The following is an 18263-nucleotide window of genomic DNA, read 5'->3' as shown; positions in this document are numbered from 1 at the left end:
TCACGCATCACCTCGCGGGCTGGAGTTCGGGGAGGGGGCGCAGCCCGGGGGCCAGGGCGAGGGTGACGGTCACCGAGGCGGCGGCCATGAGAGCCATCGCGGTCGCCGGGGAGGTCACCTGGGCCACACCGCCGGCCACGGCCGCGCCGACGCCCTGCATGGTGAGCATGCCGGACGAATGCAGGCCGAGGGCGTGGCCGTGCATGGAGACCGGGGTCAACGCCATGAGGCGTTCCTGGAGGAGCAGCGTCGCGGCGTAGCCGATCGAGGCCAGGAGGACGGCCGCCGCGCCGAGGGGCAGCGGCGGGTCGACGGCGAAGAGCAGGTACGGGACGGCCAGGAGGAGGCGAAGCGGCGGGCCGAGGCGTTCCCGCAGATGCCGGGGGACGAAACGGCCCGTCACGGTGTCGCCGATCAGCATGCCGACGGCGGCCACGGCGAGCAGGAGCCCCGCGTGGTGCGGGGAGTACGAGACGAAGAGGGCCTCGCAGCCGACGATCAGCCCGTTCGGCACCCACATCGCCAGATAGGTGTAGCGGCGCGGCGCCGAGGAGAGCAGCCGCACGTTGGTGTGCCAGGTCTCGCGGAGACTCGGGCGGCCCGCGGCCCGGGGCGGGCGCCGGCTCAGACCGGCCACGGCCATCGCCGCGGTGACGAGGTAGAGCGCGGCGCCGGTGAGCAGGGCGCCCCGGGGCGAGAGCGCGACGACGAGGACGCCGCCGACGGCGAATCCGCAGATCTGCATGGTTCCCACGGACATGTTCAGGACCGAGCGGCCGATGAGATAGCCGTCCTTGGGAAGGATCTCGCTCAACAGCCCGTAGCGGACGCCGCTGCCGAGCGAGGCGACCAGCCCGAGGCCCAGCACGAGGACGAACAGGGCCGCCACCGGGAGGCCGGGCACCGCAAGGACGGCCGTGCCCGCGGCGAAGATCAGGGCGGTGCAGGCGAGCGCGGCCCTCGGCGGCAGGCGATCGGCGGCAGACAGGATGGTCAGCGCGCCGATCATCTGGGCGAACGAGCCGCCGAACATGCTCAGCGCCGAAAGCAGCGGCGACCGGGTCGAGTCGTACACCAGGGTCCCGAGCGCCAGCGCGCCGACCGTCTGTGCGGACGCCTGGACCGTGAACGACGCGAAGAGCGGCGTGTACTCGGGGGTGCGGAAGAGAGCCCGATACGTGTGCATGATCCGAAGGGTCCGAGGCGCCGGCGGGCCGCCGGTAATGTTTCGCGCGGAGGCGAAACATGGGGTGGTGGCTGATCAACGCGGACACGCTCGCGGGCGGGCGGTTCGTGGTCTCGGCCCTCGCGGAGACGACCGCCTGTATGAAGGTCCTGGACAGGGGCGATGCCGCGCATCCGGGAGAGCGGGCATGGCTCGACGCCCACCTGGACGCGTACCGGCGGATGCTCCGGCAGGAGCCCATCACCGCCGCGCTGCTGAAGGCGGCCCTCGGGACCAAGACCAGGTGGATCGCCGACTTCCTCACCCCACCCCACCCCGGCGTGGGCTCGCCGACGTTCGACGAAGAGCTCGCCACCGTTCGCCGGACCCCGCCTGAGCGGGCGCATGCCGACCTGGACGTCTCGCTGGGGCACCCCCTCTCCGCCGGGTTGCGCCGTCCGGACGTGGCCGAGCGGATCGCCGGCCTGCTGGAGTGGGTGTGGACGCACACCGTCGAGCGGGACTGGGAGCGCCGCCGCCGCGTCATCGAAGCCGACGCGGTCGCCCGCGCCGGCCAGCTGAGCCAGGGCGGGTGGGCGGCCGCGCTGGACGACATGCGTCCGGGGATGCGCTGGCTCGGCGACGGCCGCCTGCAGATCAACGTCCACGATTTTCCACCGCGCGACATCTCCGGTGCACAGCTGCTCTTCGTCCCCGTCACGCCACGGGCGGGGTGGGTGGCCTGGGAGGACCCGGATCCGTCCCGGTACGTGATCGTCTACCCCTGTTCGGGTCCGCTGGCCGGCGCGGACGACGCCGCCGTCCCCGAGGCGCTCGAACGGCTCCTCGGGGCGGCGCGCGCGAGCGTTCTCGTCCTGCTCGCGACACCGCTGAGCACTACGCACCTCGTGGCACTGACCGGCCAGGGGCTCGGCTCGGTCGGCCGCCATCTCAGGGTGCTGCTCGACGCCCGCCTGATCGACCGGCGCCGCGCCGGACGGTCCGTCCTCTACTACCGCACGTCCGTCGGCGACGCCCTCGTGAAAGCGCAGGCCGGCGGTCCGGGGTGACGCCCGCACACCGCCAGGCCGCGCGGGCGGCGGGCTCACCCGTTTCCGGGTGTCACCAGCCCGGATTCGTAGGCGAGGACCACGAGCTGCGCGCGGTCCCGGGCCCGGAGCTTGATCATGGCCCGGTTGATATGGGTCTTCGCGGTCACGGGGCTGATCACCATGCGCCCGGCGATCTGGTCGTTGGACAGGCCCCGCGCGGCCAGGGCGACGGCCTCGCGCTCGCGGTTGGTCAGCTCCCTCAGCCCCGGGCCGGCGACCGTGGTGAGCGGCTCGGCGACGTACCGGCTGATCAGCATCCTGGTGATCGACGGTGCGAGCAGCGCGTCCCCGCGCGCGGCGACGCGCACGGAGTGCAGGAGGTCGTCCGGCTCGATGTCCTTGACGAGGAATCCGGCGGCCCCGGCGCGCAGCGCGTTGAAGACGTACTCGTCGAGGCCGTAGTTGGTCAGGATGACGACGTGCACACCCGCGAGGTCCGGGTCCGCGGCGATGCGCCGGGTCGTCTCTATGCCGTCCATGACCGGCATCTGGATGTCGACGAGCGCGATGTCGGGCGAGTGCTCCCTGATGAGCGCGAGGCCCTCGGCGCCGTCGGCGGCCTCGGCCACCACCTCGATGTCGTCCTCGGCGTCGAGCAGCGCCCGGAATCCCCTCCGCAGGAGCGGCTGGTCGTCGACCAGCAGGACACGGATCACGACGGCCGGCCGACGGGGAGCTCGGCCTGGACGCTGAAGCCGCCCTCGCCGCGCGGTTCCGCGCGCAGGCGGCCACCGAGGGCGGTGACCCGCTCGCGCATCCCGAGCAGTCCGGCGCCGGGCACCGGGGCGGTGCCGGGTTCGGCCTTGCCGTCGTCGTCGACCCGTATCGCGAGGGTGCCGGGACGGTAGTCGATCCGGATCGACGCGGTGGCCGCGGCCGCGTGGCGGGCGGTGTTGGTGAGCGCCTCCTGGACGATCCGGTAGGCGGTCCGGTCCACGGCCGTCGGCACGTCGTGCCGCTGCCCTTCGATCGTCAACGTCGTGTTCAGGCCGATCCCGCGAGCCCGTTCCACCAGGTCGGGCACGTGGTCGAGGCCGTGTGAGGGGGTCCCGGCGTCGTCGCGCAGCGTCTCCAGGGTCGCGCGCAGCTCCCGGGTCGCCTCACGGGCGGCCTCCCGGATCGCCAGCAGCGACTCCGGCACCTCCTCGCCGCGCTTGCGGGCCAGGTGGACGGCGACCCCGGACTGCACCTTGATGATCGAGATCTGGTGGGTGAGCGAGTCGTGCAGCTCCCGCGCGATGTGCAGCCGCTCCTCGCTCGCGCGCAGCCGGGCGGTCTCCTCGCGGGTGCGCTCGGCCTCGTCCGCCCGCCGCTCGGCCTGCCGCAGCGCCTCGCCCGCCGCACCGGCGGCGACCAGCCAGGCCAGCTCCAGGACGCCCCGGGCCTGCGCGATCGCATCGGCCGCGGACCCGCCCGCCGGGGAGGCCATGACCGCGAACGGAAGAACGGCCAGCAGGGCCACGCTCAGCGCCAGCGTGGCGACCCGATGCCCCGACCGCACGGCGGTGTACACCGCGAACAGGTACGCCACGGCGGGCACCTCGAAACCGAGCGCGCGATAGCCCACCGCGCACAGCCCGGTGACGACCAGGACGGGGACCGGCGCACGGCGTCCGGCGGCCAGCGCCAGGCCGCCCGTCACGACCAGCGTGTAGCCGAGTACGTCGAGGTCCGTGGCGGAGTGATCGTCGGTCAGCGCCGTGACGAGCAGCACCGCCGCCACGCAGAAGGCGATCACCCAGCCGCCGGTCCTGGCCCAGAGACGGGACGGTGCTGTGCTCATAGGCGCACCCTAGCCAGGTCTTTCCGCCCACGACTCCTGCCCGCGGACGAGTGCCCGGCTACCGCACACGCAGTACTTCCGCGCCGCCCGCGGCTTCCGCGGTAACGGGATGCGCCATCAACAGAACCGGGCCAGTCCCGCCAGAGCTCCACCCGTTCGGGAGGTCTCGGTTTCCCTGCTCGATTTCCTCTTCCTTTCGAGCCGCTGAAATTCGACGGCCGGAGTGTGGTCAAGGACGCCTCCGGTGACGGCGTGACGATGGGGCTGGGCGGGGAAAGAGCGGAGAAGGCCGAGACGCCCCCCGCAGGGTCCGGCCGAGAGCGCGGGCATCCTGGCGGCAGCCGTGATCTTGTTCATCGCCTTCGGGTCATTGGTGGCGATGGGCCTGCCCATCGTGACCGCACTGATGGCGATCCTCGGCGGCATCGCCCTGACCAAGCTCGTGGGGTACGTGGTCCCCTCGCCGGACTTCACCGCGCTCGTCGCCGCGATGATCGGGCTTGGTGTCGGCATCGACTACGCACTGTTCATCGTGACCCGCTACAAGGAGAGCCTGCAGGACGGCGACGAGCCTGAGAGCGCCACGGTCAAGGCCATCACGACCGCGGGCCGCGCGGTGCTGTTCGCCGGCACGACCGTCGTGATCGCGCTGCTGGGCCTGGTCGCCATGGGACAGCGGCTGATGACCGGCGTGGCGCAGCGCAACACCTCGCACGAGATCCTCTCCGAGGGGTTCGGTCCGGGCTACGGCGCACCACTGATCTTCGCCACGGAGGTCGACTCCAAGGACGCCGATCTCAGTCCCGTCGTCGACTCGGTCAGGAAGACCGAGGGCATCGCCTAGGCGACGCCGCCTCGCGTCAGCAAGGACGGGCAGGCCGCCATCTTCATGGCCTTCCCCAAGACCGGATACCAGGACGAGGCGACCGCGGACCTGGTGCACGCGCTCCGCGACGACGTGCTGCCCAAGGCGCCCGGCGGCGAGGAGGTCTACGTCGGCGGCCCGAACGCCGGCGCGATCGACTTCGCCGAGGATGTCGGCTCGCGCCTGCCCCTGATGATCGCGGTGGTCATCGTGCTGTCCCTGGTGCTGCTGATCGCCCTGGTCCGGTCGGTCACGATCGCGCTGCAGGCAGCCGTGATGAACCTGCTGTCGATCGGCGCCGCCTACGGCGTGCTGGTCGCGGTCGTGCAATGGGGACGGCTCGGCTCGGTCCTCGGTTTCCCCACCGACATGCCGATCACGGCCGCGGCCACGATCATGATCGCCGTCTTCATGACCCCTTTGCTCGGCCCGGACGTCTCGGTCAAGCAGATAGGCCTGGGCATGGCCGTCGCCGTGCTCATCGACGCCACCGTCGTCCGGATGATCCTCGTCCCCGCGGTGATGGAACTGTGCGGCGAGGCCAACTGGTGGATGCCCGGACGCCGGGCGCCGAAGGCGGCCGCGGCTCCACGCCCCGAGGTCGGAGAAGAGGCCCGGGGCTGAGCCGCCGGGCGCCGGTCGTCTCCGCCCTTTCGGCTGGAAAGTATGTCCCGATACGTCGAATCCGCTACTCTCAGAGACCGCTCGCTTCTCATCCGTCGCGTTGTGCACTAGAGTCCCGTTCTCAAGCGTGCTACGGACGGCCTGTCTCATAGTCCGCTCCCGGAACGGCTGCCCCCCGGCCACCTCACGCGGAGGTCACATGCACGGCGACCTGGAAACCCTCTACGACGCCCACGCGCACCGCCTGTACGCGCACTGCTGGTCGCTGCTCGGCGACCAGGGCGCGGCGGACGCGCTCAGGGTCACGCTCGCCGAGGCGGTGCGCTACCCGGCTCGCGGCGAGACGGTGCTGTGGCTGCACCACCTGACCCGCACGGTCTGCTCCGAGCGGGGGGCGTTCAGCCGCCACGGCCGTCCCGTCTTCGCCCAGGCGGACGCCGACCCGCTGCTGAAGGCGGTCGGCGAGCTGTCGGCCGGCCACCGCGAGGCGCTGCTGCTGTCCGCGGGCAAGTGGCTGGAGTTCCGCGACATCGCCAGCGTCCTGCGCGTCTCGCTGGGCACCGTGCGCGAACTGGTGCACGAGGCCCGCACCGCGCTTGAACGGCTCGTCCTGGACGCCCTCATCCGCGGCGTCGCCGACCCCGCCAAGCACATGGACGTCATCGCGGCGTTCGAAAAGGGACGGCTCCCGCACCTGCTGGCCCGCCGTGCCCCCACCTGGGCGCCCGCCCCGCTGCGCGACCAGGTGCTGACCACCGCCGACCCCGAGCGCGATGAGTTCGGCCGCGCGCCCGCCGCCCCGGCCGGCCAGCTCGTGGTGATCGGCTCCGAGGCCGGGACGACCGAGCGGAGGCGGGGCGGCGCCCACCGGCGCAAGGCGGCCCTCAAGGCCGTCGGCGGCGCCACCGGGGTGGCGGCCACGGTCGCGGCCGGCCTGCTGATGACGTGGCCGTCCGGAGGGGGCGGCGCGGCGAACGCCCTCGGACCGCACGACAACACCCGTCCGGGCCCCGTCCCGGCGGGCGGCGTCACCGACGAGCCGTCGAAGAGCCCGGGAGCCGGGAAGCAGGACCCCGCTCCGACCGCGACGCCGACGACCGCCAAGCGGAGCCCGGTCACCGAGGAGCCCACGGGCCCGGACGGCGGATCGAACCGCCCGGCGAAGCCCTCGGAGCCCGAGCGCGACACCCCGTCCGCGCCGCCCGCCACCCCGCCGACTTCGCGGCAGCAGACGCCCCCGCCGCCCCCGCAGAAGTCGCCCGAGCAGCCGCCGGACGACGACTCGGGCTCGGACAACCCGCTCAAGCCCATCACCGACATCGTCGGCGGTGTCACCTCCCCGATCGTCGGAGGCCTGACCGGCCGCTGACCCGACCGCCCTGCGGTGCGAGCTGCTTTCAGGGAGGCCCAGGCCACTCGTCGCACCGTGACGGTGGGCGTCACGATCGACTACGCCGTGGCCGCGGTCGTCGATGTGACAGCCGGCCGCACCGAACAAGAGGTCGACCGCGAGATCAGCATGCAGCTCCTCCATCCTCGCCGCCGCCGGCGCCTCTGCCGCCGGCGCCGGCGTTTGCAATGAGACCGGGCTGATCTGAGCCTGCTGAGATCGGCAGGCTGAGCAGCAACAACGGCGACTGGACAATCTCAGCGCTTCGCCTGGGCCCGGCCCCCGAGGGTCGGGCCCAGGTCATGTAAGCGCGAAATGCCGTGTCGGCGCCTCCAGGCCATGCGGTAGCAGCGGGCACGTCATCCTGGCCGAGATCGTCCCCCTCTGATCAGCGCCGCCGCGGCAGTCTCCGAACACTTCGCCGCTCTGGACGGCCGGGGCGTGTTTCGCAGCAGGTCGCCCATTCGTTGACAGTGGCGATTTCACCCTATTTGGGAGTGGGTGCCCGTGGCGGCGCGAGCCCTTGGGGATGAACGTGTCTTTGGGGAATGCGGTGCAGACCTTTAGTTGAAATGTTGATTTAAAGGATGATCTTCAGGGTCTTGTCTTGGCGTTATTTGGATCGGTTTCTTCGCATGCGAGGATCGGCTTTGGCGGAATGGAGAAATGTCGGCTGAGTAATTGATCGGCGGGGGGCCGGATGTACGAGACCGAGCGGCGCGAGCGCACTGTGGGCGGGGCTCCTCCGGCGGGCGGGTACGAGCGCTACGTGGGCGGCAGTCCCGAGGTCGAGCGGGTGCACTTCGAGAAGCTCGCCCGCGACATCATGCGCGTCCAGTCGAAGATCAAGAAGCGTCGCCGCGCGGCGGGGATCGACCGCGCCTTCCACGCGAAGGCTATCCTCGGCGTCGAGAACGCAAGGCTGACGTTCCGTCCGGATCTTCCCGACGACCTCCGCGCCGGTTTCGCCCAGCCCGGTGCCGCCTACCCGGTCACCGTCCGGCTGTCCAACGCGAGCGGCGCGCGGCAGGCGGACTTCGCGCCCGACCTGCGCGGTGCGGCGCTGCGGATTCAGGTGGGCCCCGACGAGGCCCATGACCTCCTCATGACGAACTTTCCCGTCTCCCACGCGCGGAACGCGCGCGAGTTCGTCGCGTTCGCACAGGCGATGGCGGGCGCGGACACGAACCTGCGCAAGGGGGTGGCGCTGTTCCTGAAACTGCCCGCGGCGGTGGGCTGGTCCACCGCCACGCGCATGCGGCGAAACGTGTCCGCGGGTGCCCGGCACAAGGTGCGGAGCCTCGCCCTGGAGACGTACTGGAGCCGTGGTGCGATCCTGTGGGGCGACGGCGGGCCAGTGCGTTTCCGGCTCCGGCCCTCCGCGGGAGCGACGCCGGCACCTCCACCGTCGCAGACCGATCCCGACTACCTCACGCGTGAGATCTCCGCACGGCTGGCCGGCGCGGACATCAGCTTCGAACTGGCCGTCCAGCGCTATGTGGACCCCCGGCGGACGCCCATCGAGGACGGCGCCGCCGACTGGGCGGACGAAGACGCACCGGTCGTCCCGGTGGCGACGCTGACGATCCCGAGGCAGAACCTCGACACCGCGGACGCGCGCGGCGCCGCCGCCCGGGTCGACGAAATGGCGTTCGACCCCTGGAACACCACCGAGGAGTTCCGGCCGCTCGGCAACATGAACCGCGCCCGCAAGGCCGCGTACGAGGCGTCCAGCGCCCATCGCCGGAAACTCCGGTTCAGCACGCCGCCCCCGAAGCGCAACGTCGTCGTCGGACGGCTCCTGCGGACCGGCTTCCGCGCGCTCAACAAACGCGTTCCCTGGCACAGGCTGCCGACCCCGGCCGGTCTCCTCAACGTCGAGGTCGTCCGGCAGGAACTGCGCCGCCGCAACCTCATCGACACCGAAGTCCGCGAGGCCCCTCCGGGGGCTCGTCCCGTGCCCCCGCCCATCGATGAGCAACTGCGGGTCAGGCGCAGTTACGACGGCACGTACAACGATCTGTCCGCGCCGTCGATGGGCTCCATCGGCTCACCGTTCGGGCGCAATCTCGCCCCCGTCTATCAGCCCCACCTCTTCAACGAGCCCAACCCGGTGACCGTCAGCAGGGAACTGCTCCACCGCAGGGAGTTCATTCCGGCACGTTCGCTGAACGTCATCGCCGCCGCGTGGATCCAGTTCCAGGTGCACGACTGGGTCGCGCACAAGCGGTGCCCGACCGGGACGAAGAACGTCGAGGTCCCGTTGCCGCCCGGCATGACATGGCACAACACCCCGGGCGGAGAGGCCGAGAGCGTGATGCGCTTCGCCGACAACGAGGGCGTCCACCCCGGCGACGCGGCGGCCGGGCCGCCGATCCTGTTCTCCAACATCGCCTCCCACTGGTGGGACGGCTCAGAGGTCTACGGCGGCGACGAGATCATGGCGCGGTCACTGCGCGAGCCGGACGGGGGCGCCGCCCTGCGCCTGGAGGACGGCCATCTGCCGGGCGGCGCGGACGGCATCCCGCTCACCGGCTTCAGGGAGAACTGGTGGCTCGGTCTCAGCGCCATGCACACCCTCTTCGCGCGCGAGCACAACACCGTGTGCGAGGCCCTGCGGAGCGAGTATCCCCGCATGGACGAGGACAGCGTCTACCACACCGCGAGGCTCATCGTCTCCGCCCTCATCGCCAAGATCCACACCGTCGAGTGGACCCCGGCCATCCTCGCCACCGACCTGATCGAGATCGGGCTGAACGCCAACTGGTCGGGTCCGCCGCGGAACTGGCTGAGCCGGCTGGGGCTGTGGCTGGTCGACACGCACGCGCGCACCGGCATCCCCGAGACGCTGCCGGACCACCACACCGCGCCCTACTCGCTCACCGAGGACTTCGTCACCGTCTACCGGATGCATCCGCTGATCCCGGACGACTACGAGATGGCCGATCACGGGTCCGGCCGGACGCTGCGCACCCTGGGGTTCACCGACCTTCAGGGCAGCGCGACCGAAGGGGTCATGCGCGACGTCGGGCTGACGAACTCGCTCTTCTCGCTCGGCATCGCCAACCCGGGCGCGATCACCCTGTACAACTACCCGCGCGCACTCCAGGCGTTCGAACGGGACGGAGAGGTGATCGACCTGTCCGTCGTCGACCTCGTGCGCAGCCGCCGGCGCGGCGTCCCGCGCTACAACGACTTCCGCGCCGGCCTGCACAAGCCCCGCATCCGGCGCTTCGAGGATCTGAGCACCGATCCGGAGACGGTGGCGCGGCTCAAGGACCTCTACCGGAGCGTCGACGAGATCGACACCATGGTCGGCCTCTTCGCGGAGAATCCGCCCGAGGGTTTCGGGTTCAGCGACACGGCCTTCCGCATCTTCATCCTCATGGCCAGCCGCCGGCTGCAGAGCGACCGCTTCCTCACCGTCGACTTCCGGCCCGAGATCTACACGCCGCTCGGCATGGACTGGATCGAACGCAACGGCATGACGAGCGTCATCCTGCGCCACTGCCCCGAACTGGCCGCCGTCCTGCCGAGGGACACCAGCGCGTTCGCGCCGTGGCGGCGGGCCGCCGCGGACGGGCACGCACCCGGTGTCCGGCACGGCTGAGAGGAGGACGACATGTCCGTGGACCGCCTGACCGGTCACCAGGGCCTGGAGGCCCTTCGTTCCCAGCCGGTGCTGGAGACCATCTGGAGGCGGCGGACCCACCGGGTCAGCCGGGGCGCGTCCGTCCCCGCCGGTTCGATGAGCTACCGCTCCCCGCACCGGCCGATGCCGCTGGAGGACCTTGAGGAGGCGGTGCTCATCGCGCTCACCGGCTGCTCCGGCCTGACCATGCCGGACCGCCTGTTCGAGGACCCGCGGGACGGGACGTCGATCATGGCCAAGCCGAACCTCACCATGGAAGGGCGGACGGCGGGCAGCCCCGACAACGCGCAGGGCACCCACTTCTTCATGATCAACGACACCGGGACCTACTTCCTGCGGAAGCTGCCGCCCGCGCCGGACCTGCCGTTCGACGCCGCCACGCTGGTCGACCGGGCGCGCCGGGCCAAGGTGAAGGTCCTGGACCACCGGCTCGACGTCGCGGAGGGCAAGCGCGACTTCCCGGCCTACCTCGACTCCAACCGCTTCCTGTCCAACATTCCGGGAACCACGGTCTTCCTGCCGGTCGTCGACCTCTCCCACCAGTACATCAACGCGCTGATGTACCTGCTCACCCAGCCGGAAGGGGCGAGGCCCGTCATTCTCGACGACCGCAATTTCTACCGTCCGGCGGGCGTACGAAAATGGGTGCAGAACGGTTTTCTGAACGCCGACATCAAACTGCCGCTCGGCGCTCTGGGGCCGATGCGCACCCAGATCGAGGCCGACCTTCTCCTGCAGAACATGATGCTGGTCTCGGACGCGATGGGCCTGGGCGCCTGGATCCACGCGTCGATCCACCCGCTCATCGCGCTGGGCGATCCGAAGTTCTCCCGCACCTACGGCCGGATGCTGGGATTCGACTTCGTGACGCCGCGCTTCCGTCCCGCCGACATCCTGCGCTGGCACATACCTCTGCCGAAGTACGCCTCGGCGCGTTCCCATCCGATCGGGCTGCGGGCCGACGGGGAGCACCTCATCAAAGCCGCCTGCCCGCCCAACTACCCGTCCATGGAGAAGGCGGTCGACGCCGTCGTCGCGGCGAAGTTCGGGCCGAACGGCGTCTACGCCGACAAGGACCTCTTCGCCCGCATCTACAAGGGCGACTACGGTCAGCGGTACCTGGCCGAGGCGAGCGCGTACGACCAGCGGGTGATCGACTGCGCACGCGACATCTGCACGTACATCCACGACACGCACGGGCGGTTCCCCGCACACGCCGACGCCATTCATGTGCCCGGCATATGGCTGCAGACGCACCATATCGAGTCGGAGTACTACGAGCGCTTCTTCGTGAACGGGACGACCGACGCGCACGCCCGGCATTCGGAGCGGTGGCACGGCACGCCGGACGGCGGGCCACCGCCGTGAATCCACGCGGGCGGCGGACCGCGGCCGCGGCCTGACCGAAGGGGGGACGATGCAGGTCTACGAAGCACTCGTCAGGGGACTGGAAAGCGCCGGCGTCGACACCGCGTTCGGCGGCAACGGGGAGAACGTCGCCTCCCTCATGCTGGCACTCCGGCATTCGCGGCGGATCAGGCCGATCATGACGCGGCACGAGCAGGCGGCTTCATTCATGGCGTGCGGGTACGCGATGTACACCGACAGGCTGGGCGTCTGCTTCGCGACGGTCGGTCCGGGGGCGTTCAACCTGTTCTCCGGTCTCGCGGTCGCGCTGTCGGACTCCTACCCGGTACTGGCGATCACCGGCTACGTCGATCTCGCCTGGCGCGGGCGCGGCGCGGTGAACGACACCTCCGGGCTGAACGGCACGCCCGACTCGCAGGCGATGTTCAGCGCGACGACCAAGAAGTCCTTTCTGCTCACCCACGCCGGCGACACGAGCGACGTCCTCGAAGAGGCCGTGAACATCGCGTTCGAAGGACGTCCCGGGCCGGTGCACATTCACGTGCCGCAGAATCTCACCCGTGAAAAGGTGACCACCGGTGATTATCACGACGTCGCCGTCAATGTGGCGCCGGTGCTGCCCGACCCGGAAGAGGTCGAGGCGATCGCGGACGTCCTGGCCGGCGCGCTGCGCGACGACCGCAAGATCGTTGTCCTCGCGGGCTTCGGCGCGATCCGCAGCCACGCGGAGAAGGCGGTGCTCGGCCTCGCCGAACGGTTCCAGATCCCCGTGATGACGACGCTGGACGGAAAGGGGATCATCGCCGAAACCCATCCGCTGGCGATCGGGGTGTTCTCCGAGAGCGGCCACGCGAGCGCGTGGAAGGCGTTCCGCGAGGCCGACGTGGTGCTCGCCGTCGGCAACTCCTTCAGCCAGCATTCGACCTTCGGGCTGCGGCCGGACCTGTTCGACGGCAAGACGCTCATCCAGGTCAACATCGCGGCGAGTGAGATCGGCAAGTTCTACGTTCCCGAGCACCGGCTCGTCTCCGACGCGCGCGCGGCGGTCGAGGCGATCGGCGACGCGCTGGCGGAGCGGGCCGCCGGGCCGGTCGAGCCGGCGCGCGTCGCGGGCCAGGACTACGAGGCGCGGCGCATCGCGCGGCTCCCCGGCGAGATCCATCCGGGCCGGCTGGCGCAGCAGATCGGCCGGATGCTGCCCGAGCGCGCGATCCTGCTCGCCGACGCGGGCGCTCACCTGGCCTGGCTCGGCTACTACGTGGACCTGGAGAAGGGCCAGAACTTCCGCAAGATCGGCGCGTTCGGGCCGATGGCCGGGAACGTCAACGGCGCCATCGGGGTGAAGCTGGCGCAGCCCGACCGGACGGTCGTCGTCGGCTGCGGCGACGGCTGCTACGCGCTGGCCGGGTTCGAACTGCTGACCGCCGTCCAGTACGACGTGCCGGTGATCTGGGTGATCTTCAACGACGACGAGTACAAGCTCGTGAAGCTCTACCAGCTCGCGACCTACGGGGAGTCCGCCCTGGTGGAGTACCAGAACCCGGACTTCGCCGCGTACGCGCGCCTGTGCGGTGCGGACGGCCATCGCGTGACGACGATCGACGAGTTCGAGGACGCGTTCCGGACGGCCCTCGGATCGGGCCGGCCGACCGTGATCGACGCCAAGATCACCCGATGGGCCCTTCCGCACTACAGCACCTCGCCGAAGGGCGTGCTCCACGGCGCCTGGGAGACGCTCGAAAAGCGGTTGCGCCATGAGTGACGGCGGCCGCCCGCACCGGGAGGAACGATGAGGGTTTACGAGGCCATCGTCCAGGGCCTGGAGGACATCGGCGTCGAGGCCGCTTTCGGCGGTGCCGGGGAGAACGCCGCCGGGCTCATGCTGGCGCTGAAGCACTCCCGGCGGATCAGGCCGATCATCGCACGGCACGAGCAGGCGGCGTCGTTCATGGCGTGCGGGTACGCGATGTACACCGGCAAGCTGGGCTTCTGCTTCGCCACCGCCGGGCCCGGGGCCTTCAATCTGTTCTCCGGTCTGGCCGTGGCGATGTCCGACTCCTACCCCGTCCTCGCCGTCTCGGGATACGCCTCCCGGAAATGGCAGGGATGGGGGTCGCTCAACGAGACCTCCGGCCTGAACAGGACGCCCGACTCGCAGGCCATGTTCGCGGCCACGACCAAGAAGTCGTTCCTGCTCACCGACGCCGACGACACCTGCGACGTGGTCGAGGAAGCGGTGAACATCGCGTTCGCCGGGCGGCCGGGCCCGGTGCACATCCACGTGCCCGAGGATCTGACCGAACGGGGGGTGGAGGTCGGGAACGTCCGGCCCGTCCGGCTCGATGTCGCGCCGGTCCTGCCCGACCCGGCCCGCGTGGAGGAGATCGCATCCGTCCTGGCGGACGCGATCGCGAACCGCAGGCGCGTCGTGGCACTCGTGGGGTTCGGCGCCGTCCTGAGCGGGGCGGGAACGGAGATCAGGCGGCTCATCGAGCGGTTCCAGATCCCGCTGCTGACCACGCTCGACGGCAAGGGCATCGTGTCGGAGGGGCATCCGCTCTCGGTGGGCGTCTTCGCCGACAGCGGCCACGCGAGTGCCTGGAAGGCCTTCCGGGAGGCCGATGTCGTCCTGTGCATCGGGAACTCCCTCAACCAGCACGCCACGTTCAACTACCGCCCGGACCTGTTCGACGGCAAGACGCTCATCCACGTGAACATCAGCGACACCGAGTTCCGCAAGGCGTTCAAGCCCGACCACGAGCTCCTGTCCGACGCCCGGCCGGCGGTGGCGGCGTTGCACGACGCCCTGGAGAAGAAGGTGGGCGATGTCCCGGGCGCCGAGGTCGACGGCCGGGACTGGGAGGCCCGGCACATCGTCCACCTGACCGGGAAGATCCACCCCGGAGAGCTGGCGCAGGCGATCGGCCGGATGCTGCCGGAGCGCGCGATCCTGCTCGCCGACGCAGGCGCGCACCTCGCCTGGCTCGGCTACTACGTGGAGCTCCAGGAGGGCCAGAACTTCCGCAAGGCCGGTTCGTTCGGGCCGATGGCCGGGCACGTGAACGGCGCCATCGGGCTGAAGGTCGCCCACCCGGACCGGACGGTCGTCGTGGGCTGCGGCGACGGCTGCTACTCGCTGTCCGGGTTCGAGTTGATGACCGCGGTCGAAAATGACATCCCCGTCATCTGGGTCATCTTCGACGACCGGGAATTCAAGCTGATCAAGATCTTCCAGATCGCCACCTACGGCGAGTCCGCGCTCGTCGAATTCGAGAACCCGGACTTCGCCGCGTACGCCCGGGCATGCGGCGCCGACGGCCACCGCGTGGAGACGCTGGAGGAGTTCGAGGACGCGTTCCGCACGGCGCTGGCCTCGGGCCGTCCAACGGTCATCGACGCCGTCATCACCCGGTGGGCCATCCCGCACTACAGCCCCTCGCCCGAGGGCGTGATCGCCGGCCTGGTCGAGACCTTCGAGAAACGCTTCCGCGACCGATGACGTCATTCACGGAGGAAGGCATGCGTCATCTCATCATGTGCTGCGACGGCACATGGAACACGCCGGAAATGGAGTCCGTCACCAACGTGCGCCGGCTGTACAACGCCCTCGACAACACGGACGAGGACGGTCACCGGCAGTTGTCCTGCTACCAGCCGGGTGTGGGCACCTTGCGGAACAGGCTGCTCGGAGGCGCGTTCGGGCTCGGACTGTCGGACAACGTGATGGACGCCTACCGCTGGCTCGTCGGCGAATACCGCCCGGGCGACCGCATCTGGCTGTTCGGCTTCAGCCGCGGCGCGTACACCGCGCGCAGCCTCGCCGGCATGATCTCGTCCTGCGGGCTGATCGACACCACCGGGATGGGCGAGGCGACGGTCCGCGAGAAGGTCCGGCACGTCTACGATCACGGCTACCGCGAGCGCGGCACCGGCCGGCGATGGCGGCGCGGCCTGGCCTTCCGGTACGACCCGGACGACCGGGAACGGATTCCGGTGCACTTCGTCGGAGTGTGGGACACCGTCGGCTCGCTCGGCATCCCCGACTACCTGGGCTGGCTCAATCTGCTCGACCCGTCCCGCGGCCATGACTTCCACGACCTGAGACTCAACCCGTACATCAGGCACGCGCGGCACGCGGTGGCCATGGACGAACGCCGCGCCCCCTACGTCCCGGCACTGTGGGCCGAGCCGTTCACCGGCGGGCAGGACGTCAAGCAGGTGTGGTTCCCCGGCAGCCACAAGGACGTGGGCGGCGGGCACCTGCGCACGGGCCTGAGCAATGGTGCGCTCCAGTGGATGATCGACGAGGTGCGCGGCGGCGAGCTCCCGCTCGGCTTCCGCAAGACGATGGTGGACCAGATCCGGCCCGATCCCCTCGACGTCCTGCACGACGACGACCGCGGCATGATCGGAGTGGTCGAGCCTCTGGCCGACCTCAAGCTCCGGCCGCTGCTCGAAGTCGCCCTCCAGCCGCGGCCGCGCGCGGTGCCCAAGATCGACCCGAGCGAGCGCGACCCGGCCGTCCACCAGTCGGTGTACGACCGGCAGCGGAGGTCGCCCATCACCACCGGACCGTATCGTCCTACCAAGGTCCTGTCGCAGGGGCGGCCGGAGACCGTCGAGGTGTTCGCAGGCGAGCCGTGGAACGAGACAGGGCTCTACCTGGAGGCCGGTGAGTACCTCTTCACCGCCGAGGGCGAGTGGCTGGACGGCGGCATCGTGTCCGGCCCGGCCGGTACCGGCGGTCTGCGCCGCTTCAACCCGCTGACCGAGCGGCTCCGGCTCGTGCGGACCCTGCTCGGCGGGGTGGAGCGCCTCTTCGGCGCGGCGACCGGGAACCGGGCGGCCCACTCGATCGGGGCACGCCGCGACGTGCGCCTGCCCTGGATGTCGCTCGTGGGCGTCGTCGCCAACGACGCGGTGAGCGTCACGGGCGAGATCACCGCCCATGAACGCATTGCGATCGGCGCGGGAACACGCCGGCGGGTACGCAAGAGCGGCTACCTGTACACATTCGCCAACGACGCCTGGGGTTCCAGCGGCGACAACCGGGGCAGTGTCCAGCTCACCGTGACCATGGTCTCCGCGGGCCATGGCGTGCGGGAGGAAGACGGGGAGAGGCAGCGGCCTCTCCCCGCGAGTGGATGATCGTCAGGCTGCGGTACGCGGGACGCGTACCGCAGTCCGATGTGCCGTCCGGCCGACGTGACCGCAGGCAGGACTTGTGCTACGGCCCTCCCTTGACGGAAGGGCCGACGTGCGGCGGCTCCTCCGGGAACGGAAGGATCTTGGCGGCGAGCGCGGCTCCCACCACGACCACCATCCCGATCCAGCCCCAGACATCGGGGGCCTGCTCCCTGCCCAGAAGACCGAGAGAGGCGCCCAGAAGGCCGACCACATTTCCGATCGGACTGTCGAGCAGGTAGAGCATGCCCGACACCGACTCCGGAACCTTGCCTCCTGCCCAGGCGGCCATGATCGTCGGAATCATGAAGGCCAGGATGCCGGCGATGGCGCCGAAGAGGAGCACCTTCGGCGACAGCGCGGCATACCCGCCTCCGATGGCGAAGCCCCCCACCAGCACCGTGACGGCGATGATGGGAAGCGAGCGCAGATCGGCCACCGCTACGAGTGCGAGCCTTTCCTCGTCCGGAATGACATCGCCGAACAGGCAGTGGAGGTAGTTCCAGTAACTCCAGGCGCTCAGGAGACCGCAGGCGAGACCGAGCAACATGTCCATGTGGAAGTCCCCGAACGCTTCCAACGGTTTGTTGACGACGATCACGCCCACGGCCATGATGCCACGGAGCGCGATTTGCAGCCTCGCAATGCGAGACTTCCTGTTCTCCCACAGCTTGCGGCCCTTGAGGCACAAGGGCCCCAGGGCCGACATTGTCGCGATCGTCCCGATGCCCACGGAATGGACACCGACGACGAACGGGACGTTCACGATCACGTTGCCCCACATGAGGCGGCGGACGATCACGCGCTGGTAGTCGCTCAGCGACCGGTGCGGGAGGGCCCTCCGGGTCTTCAGCCTCGCGAAGAGCGAGATTCCCAGAGCGCCGACCGTAGCCATGATCAGCCCGCCCGCGAGCGGATCGATCACGGCGGTGAAGAGGTAACCGATCGTTTGGATGATCAGTTCCAACACCACAACCGCGTAGAACATCGGTTGCTCCTTTGGACACCCCCCCGCCCCGAGGACGGAGGGTGGTTGTGATCCCGTGGATCACGGCGTGCCCTGGCCGATCGCGCCAGGACACGCCGAAATCCAGTGGAATCCGGACATGTCCTGGCGCTG

At 70.3% G+C, this 18263-nt stretch carries 14 protein-coding genes and 1 pseudogene; 11 read left to right on the top strand and 4 right to left on the bottom strand.

The genetic code is table 11. The annotated features are described in order from the left end of the window. Positions 1-7: 7 nt before the first annotated feature. The gene (locus tag ACQPZP_RS33850) at positions 8-1186 is read right to left on the bottom strand and encodes an MFS transporter (protein WP_433473754.1); all 1179 of its coding nucleotides are present in this window, start codon (positions 1184-1186) and stop codon (positions 8-10) included. Between the two features lie 59 nt (positions 1187-1245). Here ACQPZP_RS33850 and ACQPZP_RS33845 point away from each other — a divergent pair, with 59 nt between their 5' ends. Then, positions 1246-2235: an ArsR/SmtB family transcription factor gene (locus ACQPZP_RS33845; RefSeq protein WP_433473753.1), complete on the top strand. Its 990-nt coding sequence runs from the start codon at positions 1246-1248 to the stop codon at positions 2233-2235. Between the two features lie 35 nt (positions 2236-2270). Here ACQPZP_RS33845 and ACQPZP_RS33840 read toward each other — a convergent pair whose 3' ends face one another. Both ACQPZP_RS33840 and ACQPZP_RS33835 read right to left on the bottom strand, forming a co-directional pair. Beyond that, positions 2271-2933, bottom strand: a complete 663-nt coding sequence (locus ACQPZP_RS33840; protein ID WP_433473752.1) for a response regulator — start codon at positions 2931-2933, stop codon at positions 2271-2273. Further along, positions 2930-4060 (bottom strand): sensor histidine kinase, encoded by a 1131-nt coding sequence (locus ACQPZP_RS33835; protein ID WP_433473751.1) that lies wholly within the window; start codon positions 4058-4060, stop codon positions 2930-2932. Before ACQPZP_RS33835 ends, ACQPZP_RS33840 begins: the two co-directional genes overlap by 4 nt. A gap of 328 nt (positions 4061-4388) precedes the next feature. Here ACQPZP_RS33835 and ACQPZP_RS33830 point away from each other — a divergent pair, with 328 nt between their 5' ends. The 10 genes and pseudogenes from ACQPZP_RS33830 (at position 4389) to ACQPZP_RS33785 (ending at position 17107) form a co-directional block, all read left to right on the top strand. Continuing rightward, positions 4389-4904: an MMPL family transporter gene (locus ACQPZP_RS33830; RefSeq protein ID WP_433479720.1), complete on the top strand. Its 516-nt coding sequence runs from the start codon at positions 4389-4391 to the stop codon at positions 4902-4904. Between the two features lie 27 nt (positions 4905-4931). Beyond that, positions 4932-5246 (top strand): annotated as a pseudogene (locus tag ACQPZP_RS33825) (MMPL family transporter); the annotation flags it as partial. Between the two features lie 48 nt (positions 5247-5294). After that, positions 5295-5549, top strand: coding sequence for an MMPL family transporter (locus ACQPZP_RS33820; RefSeq protein WP_433479719.1), 255 nt, complete (start codon positions 5295-5297; stop codon positions 5547-5549). 199 nt (positions 5550-5748) lie between these two features. Continuing rightward, positions 5749-6918 carry an RNA polymerase sigma factor gene (locus ACQPZP_RS33815; protein WP_433473750.1) on the top strand — a complete coding sequence of 390 codons (1170 nt, stop codon included), beginning with the start codon at positions 5749-5751 and terminating at the stop codon, positions 6916-6918. A 57-nt stretch (positions 6919-6975) separates the two neighbouring features. Beyond that, positions 6976-7131 carry a hypothetical protein gene (locus tag ACQPZP_RS33810; protein WP_433473749.1) on the top strand — a complete coding sequence of 52 codons (156 nt, stop codon included), beginning with the start codon at positions 6976-6978 and terminating at the stop codon, positions 7129-7131. A gap of 508 nt (positions 7132-7639) precedes the next feature. Further along, positions 7640-10549, top strand: a complete 2910-nt coding sequence (locus ACQPZP_RS33805; protein ID WP_433473748.1) for a peroxidase family protein — start codon at positions 7640-7642, stop codon at positions 10547-10549. Between the two features lie 12 nt (positions 10550-10561). Continuing rightward, positions 10562-11959 (top strand): hypothetical protein, encoded by a 1398-nt coding sequence (locus ACQPZP_RS33800; protein ID WP_433473747.1) that lies wholly within the window; start codon positions 10562-10564, stop codon positions 11957-11959. Positions 11960-12008: 49 nt separating this feature from the next. Next, positions 12009-13721 carry a thiamine pyrophosphate-binding protein gene (locus ACQPZP_RS33795; RefSeq protein ID WP_433473746.1) on the top strand — a complete coding sequence of 571 codons (1713 nt, stop codon included), beginning with the start codon at positions 12009-12011 and terminating at the stop codon, positions 13719-13721. 27 nt (positions 13722-13748) lie between these two features. Further along, a complete protein-coding gene (locus tag ACQPZP_RS33790) occupies positions 13749-15458 on the top strand; it encodes a thiamine pyrophosphate-binding protein (protein WP_433473745.1) in 1710 nt (569 codons plus the stop codon). Between the two features lie 20 nt (positions 15459-15478). Then, positions 15479-17107 (top strand): DUF2235 domain-containing protein, encoded by a 1629-nt coding sequence (locus ACQPZP_RS33785; protein ID WP_433473744.1) that lies wholly within the window; start codon positions 15479-15481, stop codon positions 17105-17107. Between the two features lie 79 nt (positions 17108-17186). Here ACQPZP_RS33785 and ACQPZP_RS33780 read toward each other — a convergent pair whose 3' ends face one another. Continuing rightward, entirely contained in the window at positions 17187-18131 is a 945-nt protein-coding gene (locus ACQPZP_RS33780) for a hypothetical protein (RefSeq protein WP_433473743.1), read from the bottom strand. Positions 18132-18263 lie beyond the last annotated feature (132 nt).

Origin of the sequence: Spirillospora sp. CA-142024 (assembly GCF_050942325.1) — a bacterium.
In the GTDB taxonomy this organism is placed as follows: Bacteria; Actinomycetota; Actinomycetes; order Streptosporangiales; family Streptosporangiaceae; genus Spirillospora.
Note: the sequence above shows the minus strand (reverse complement) of the source record. Positions and strands in the feature narration are given on the sequence as shown.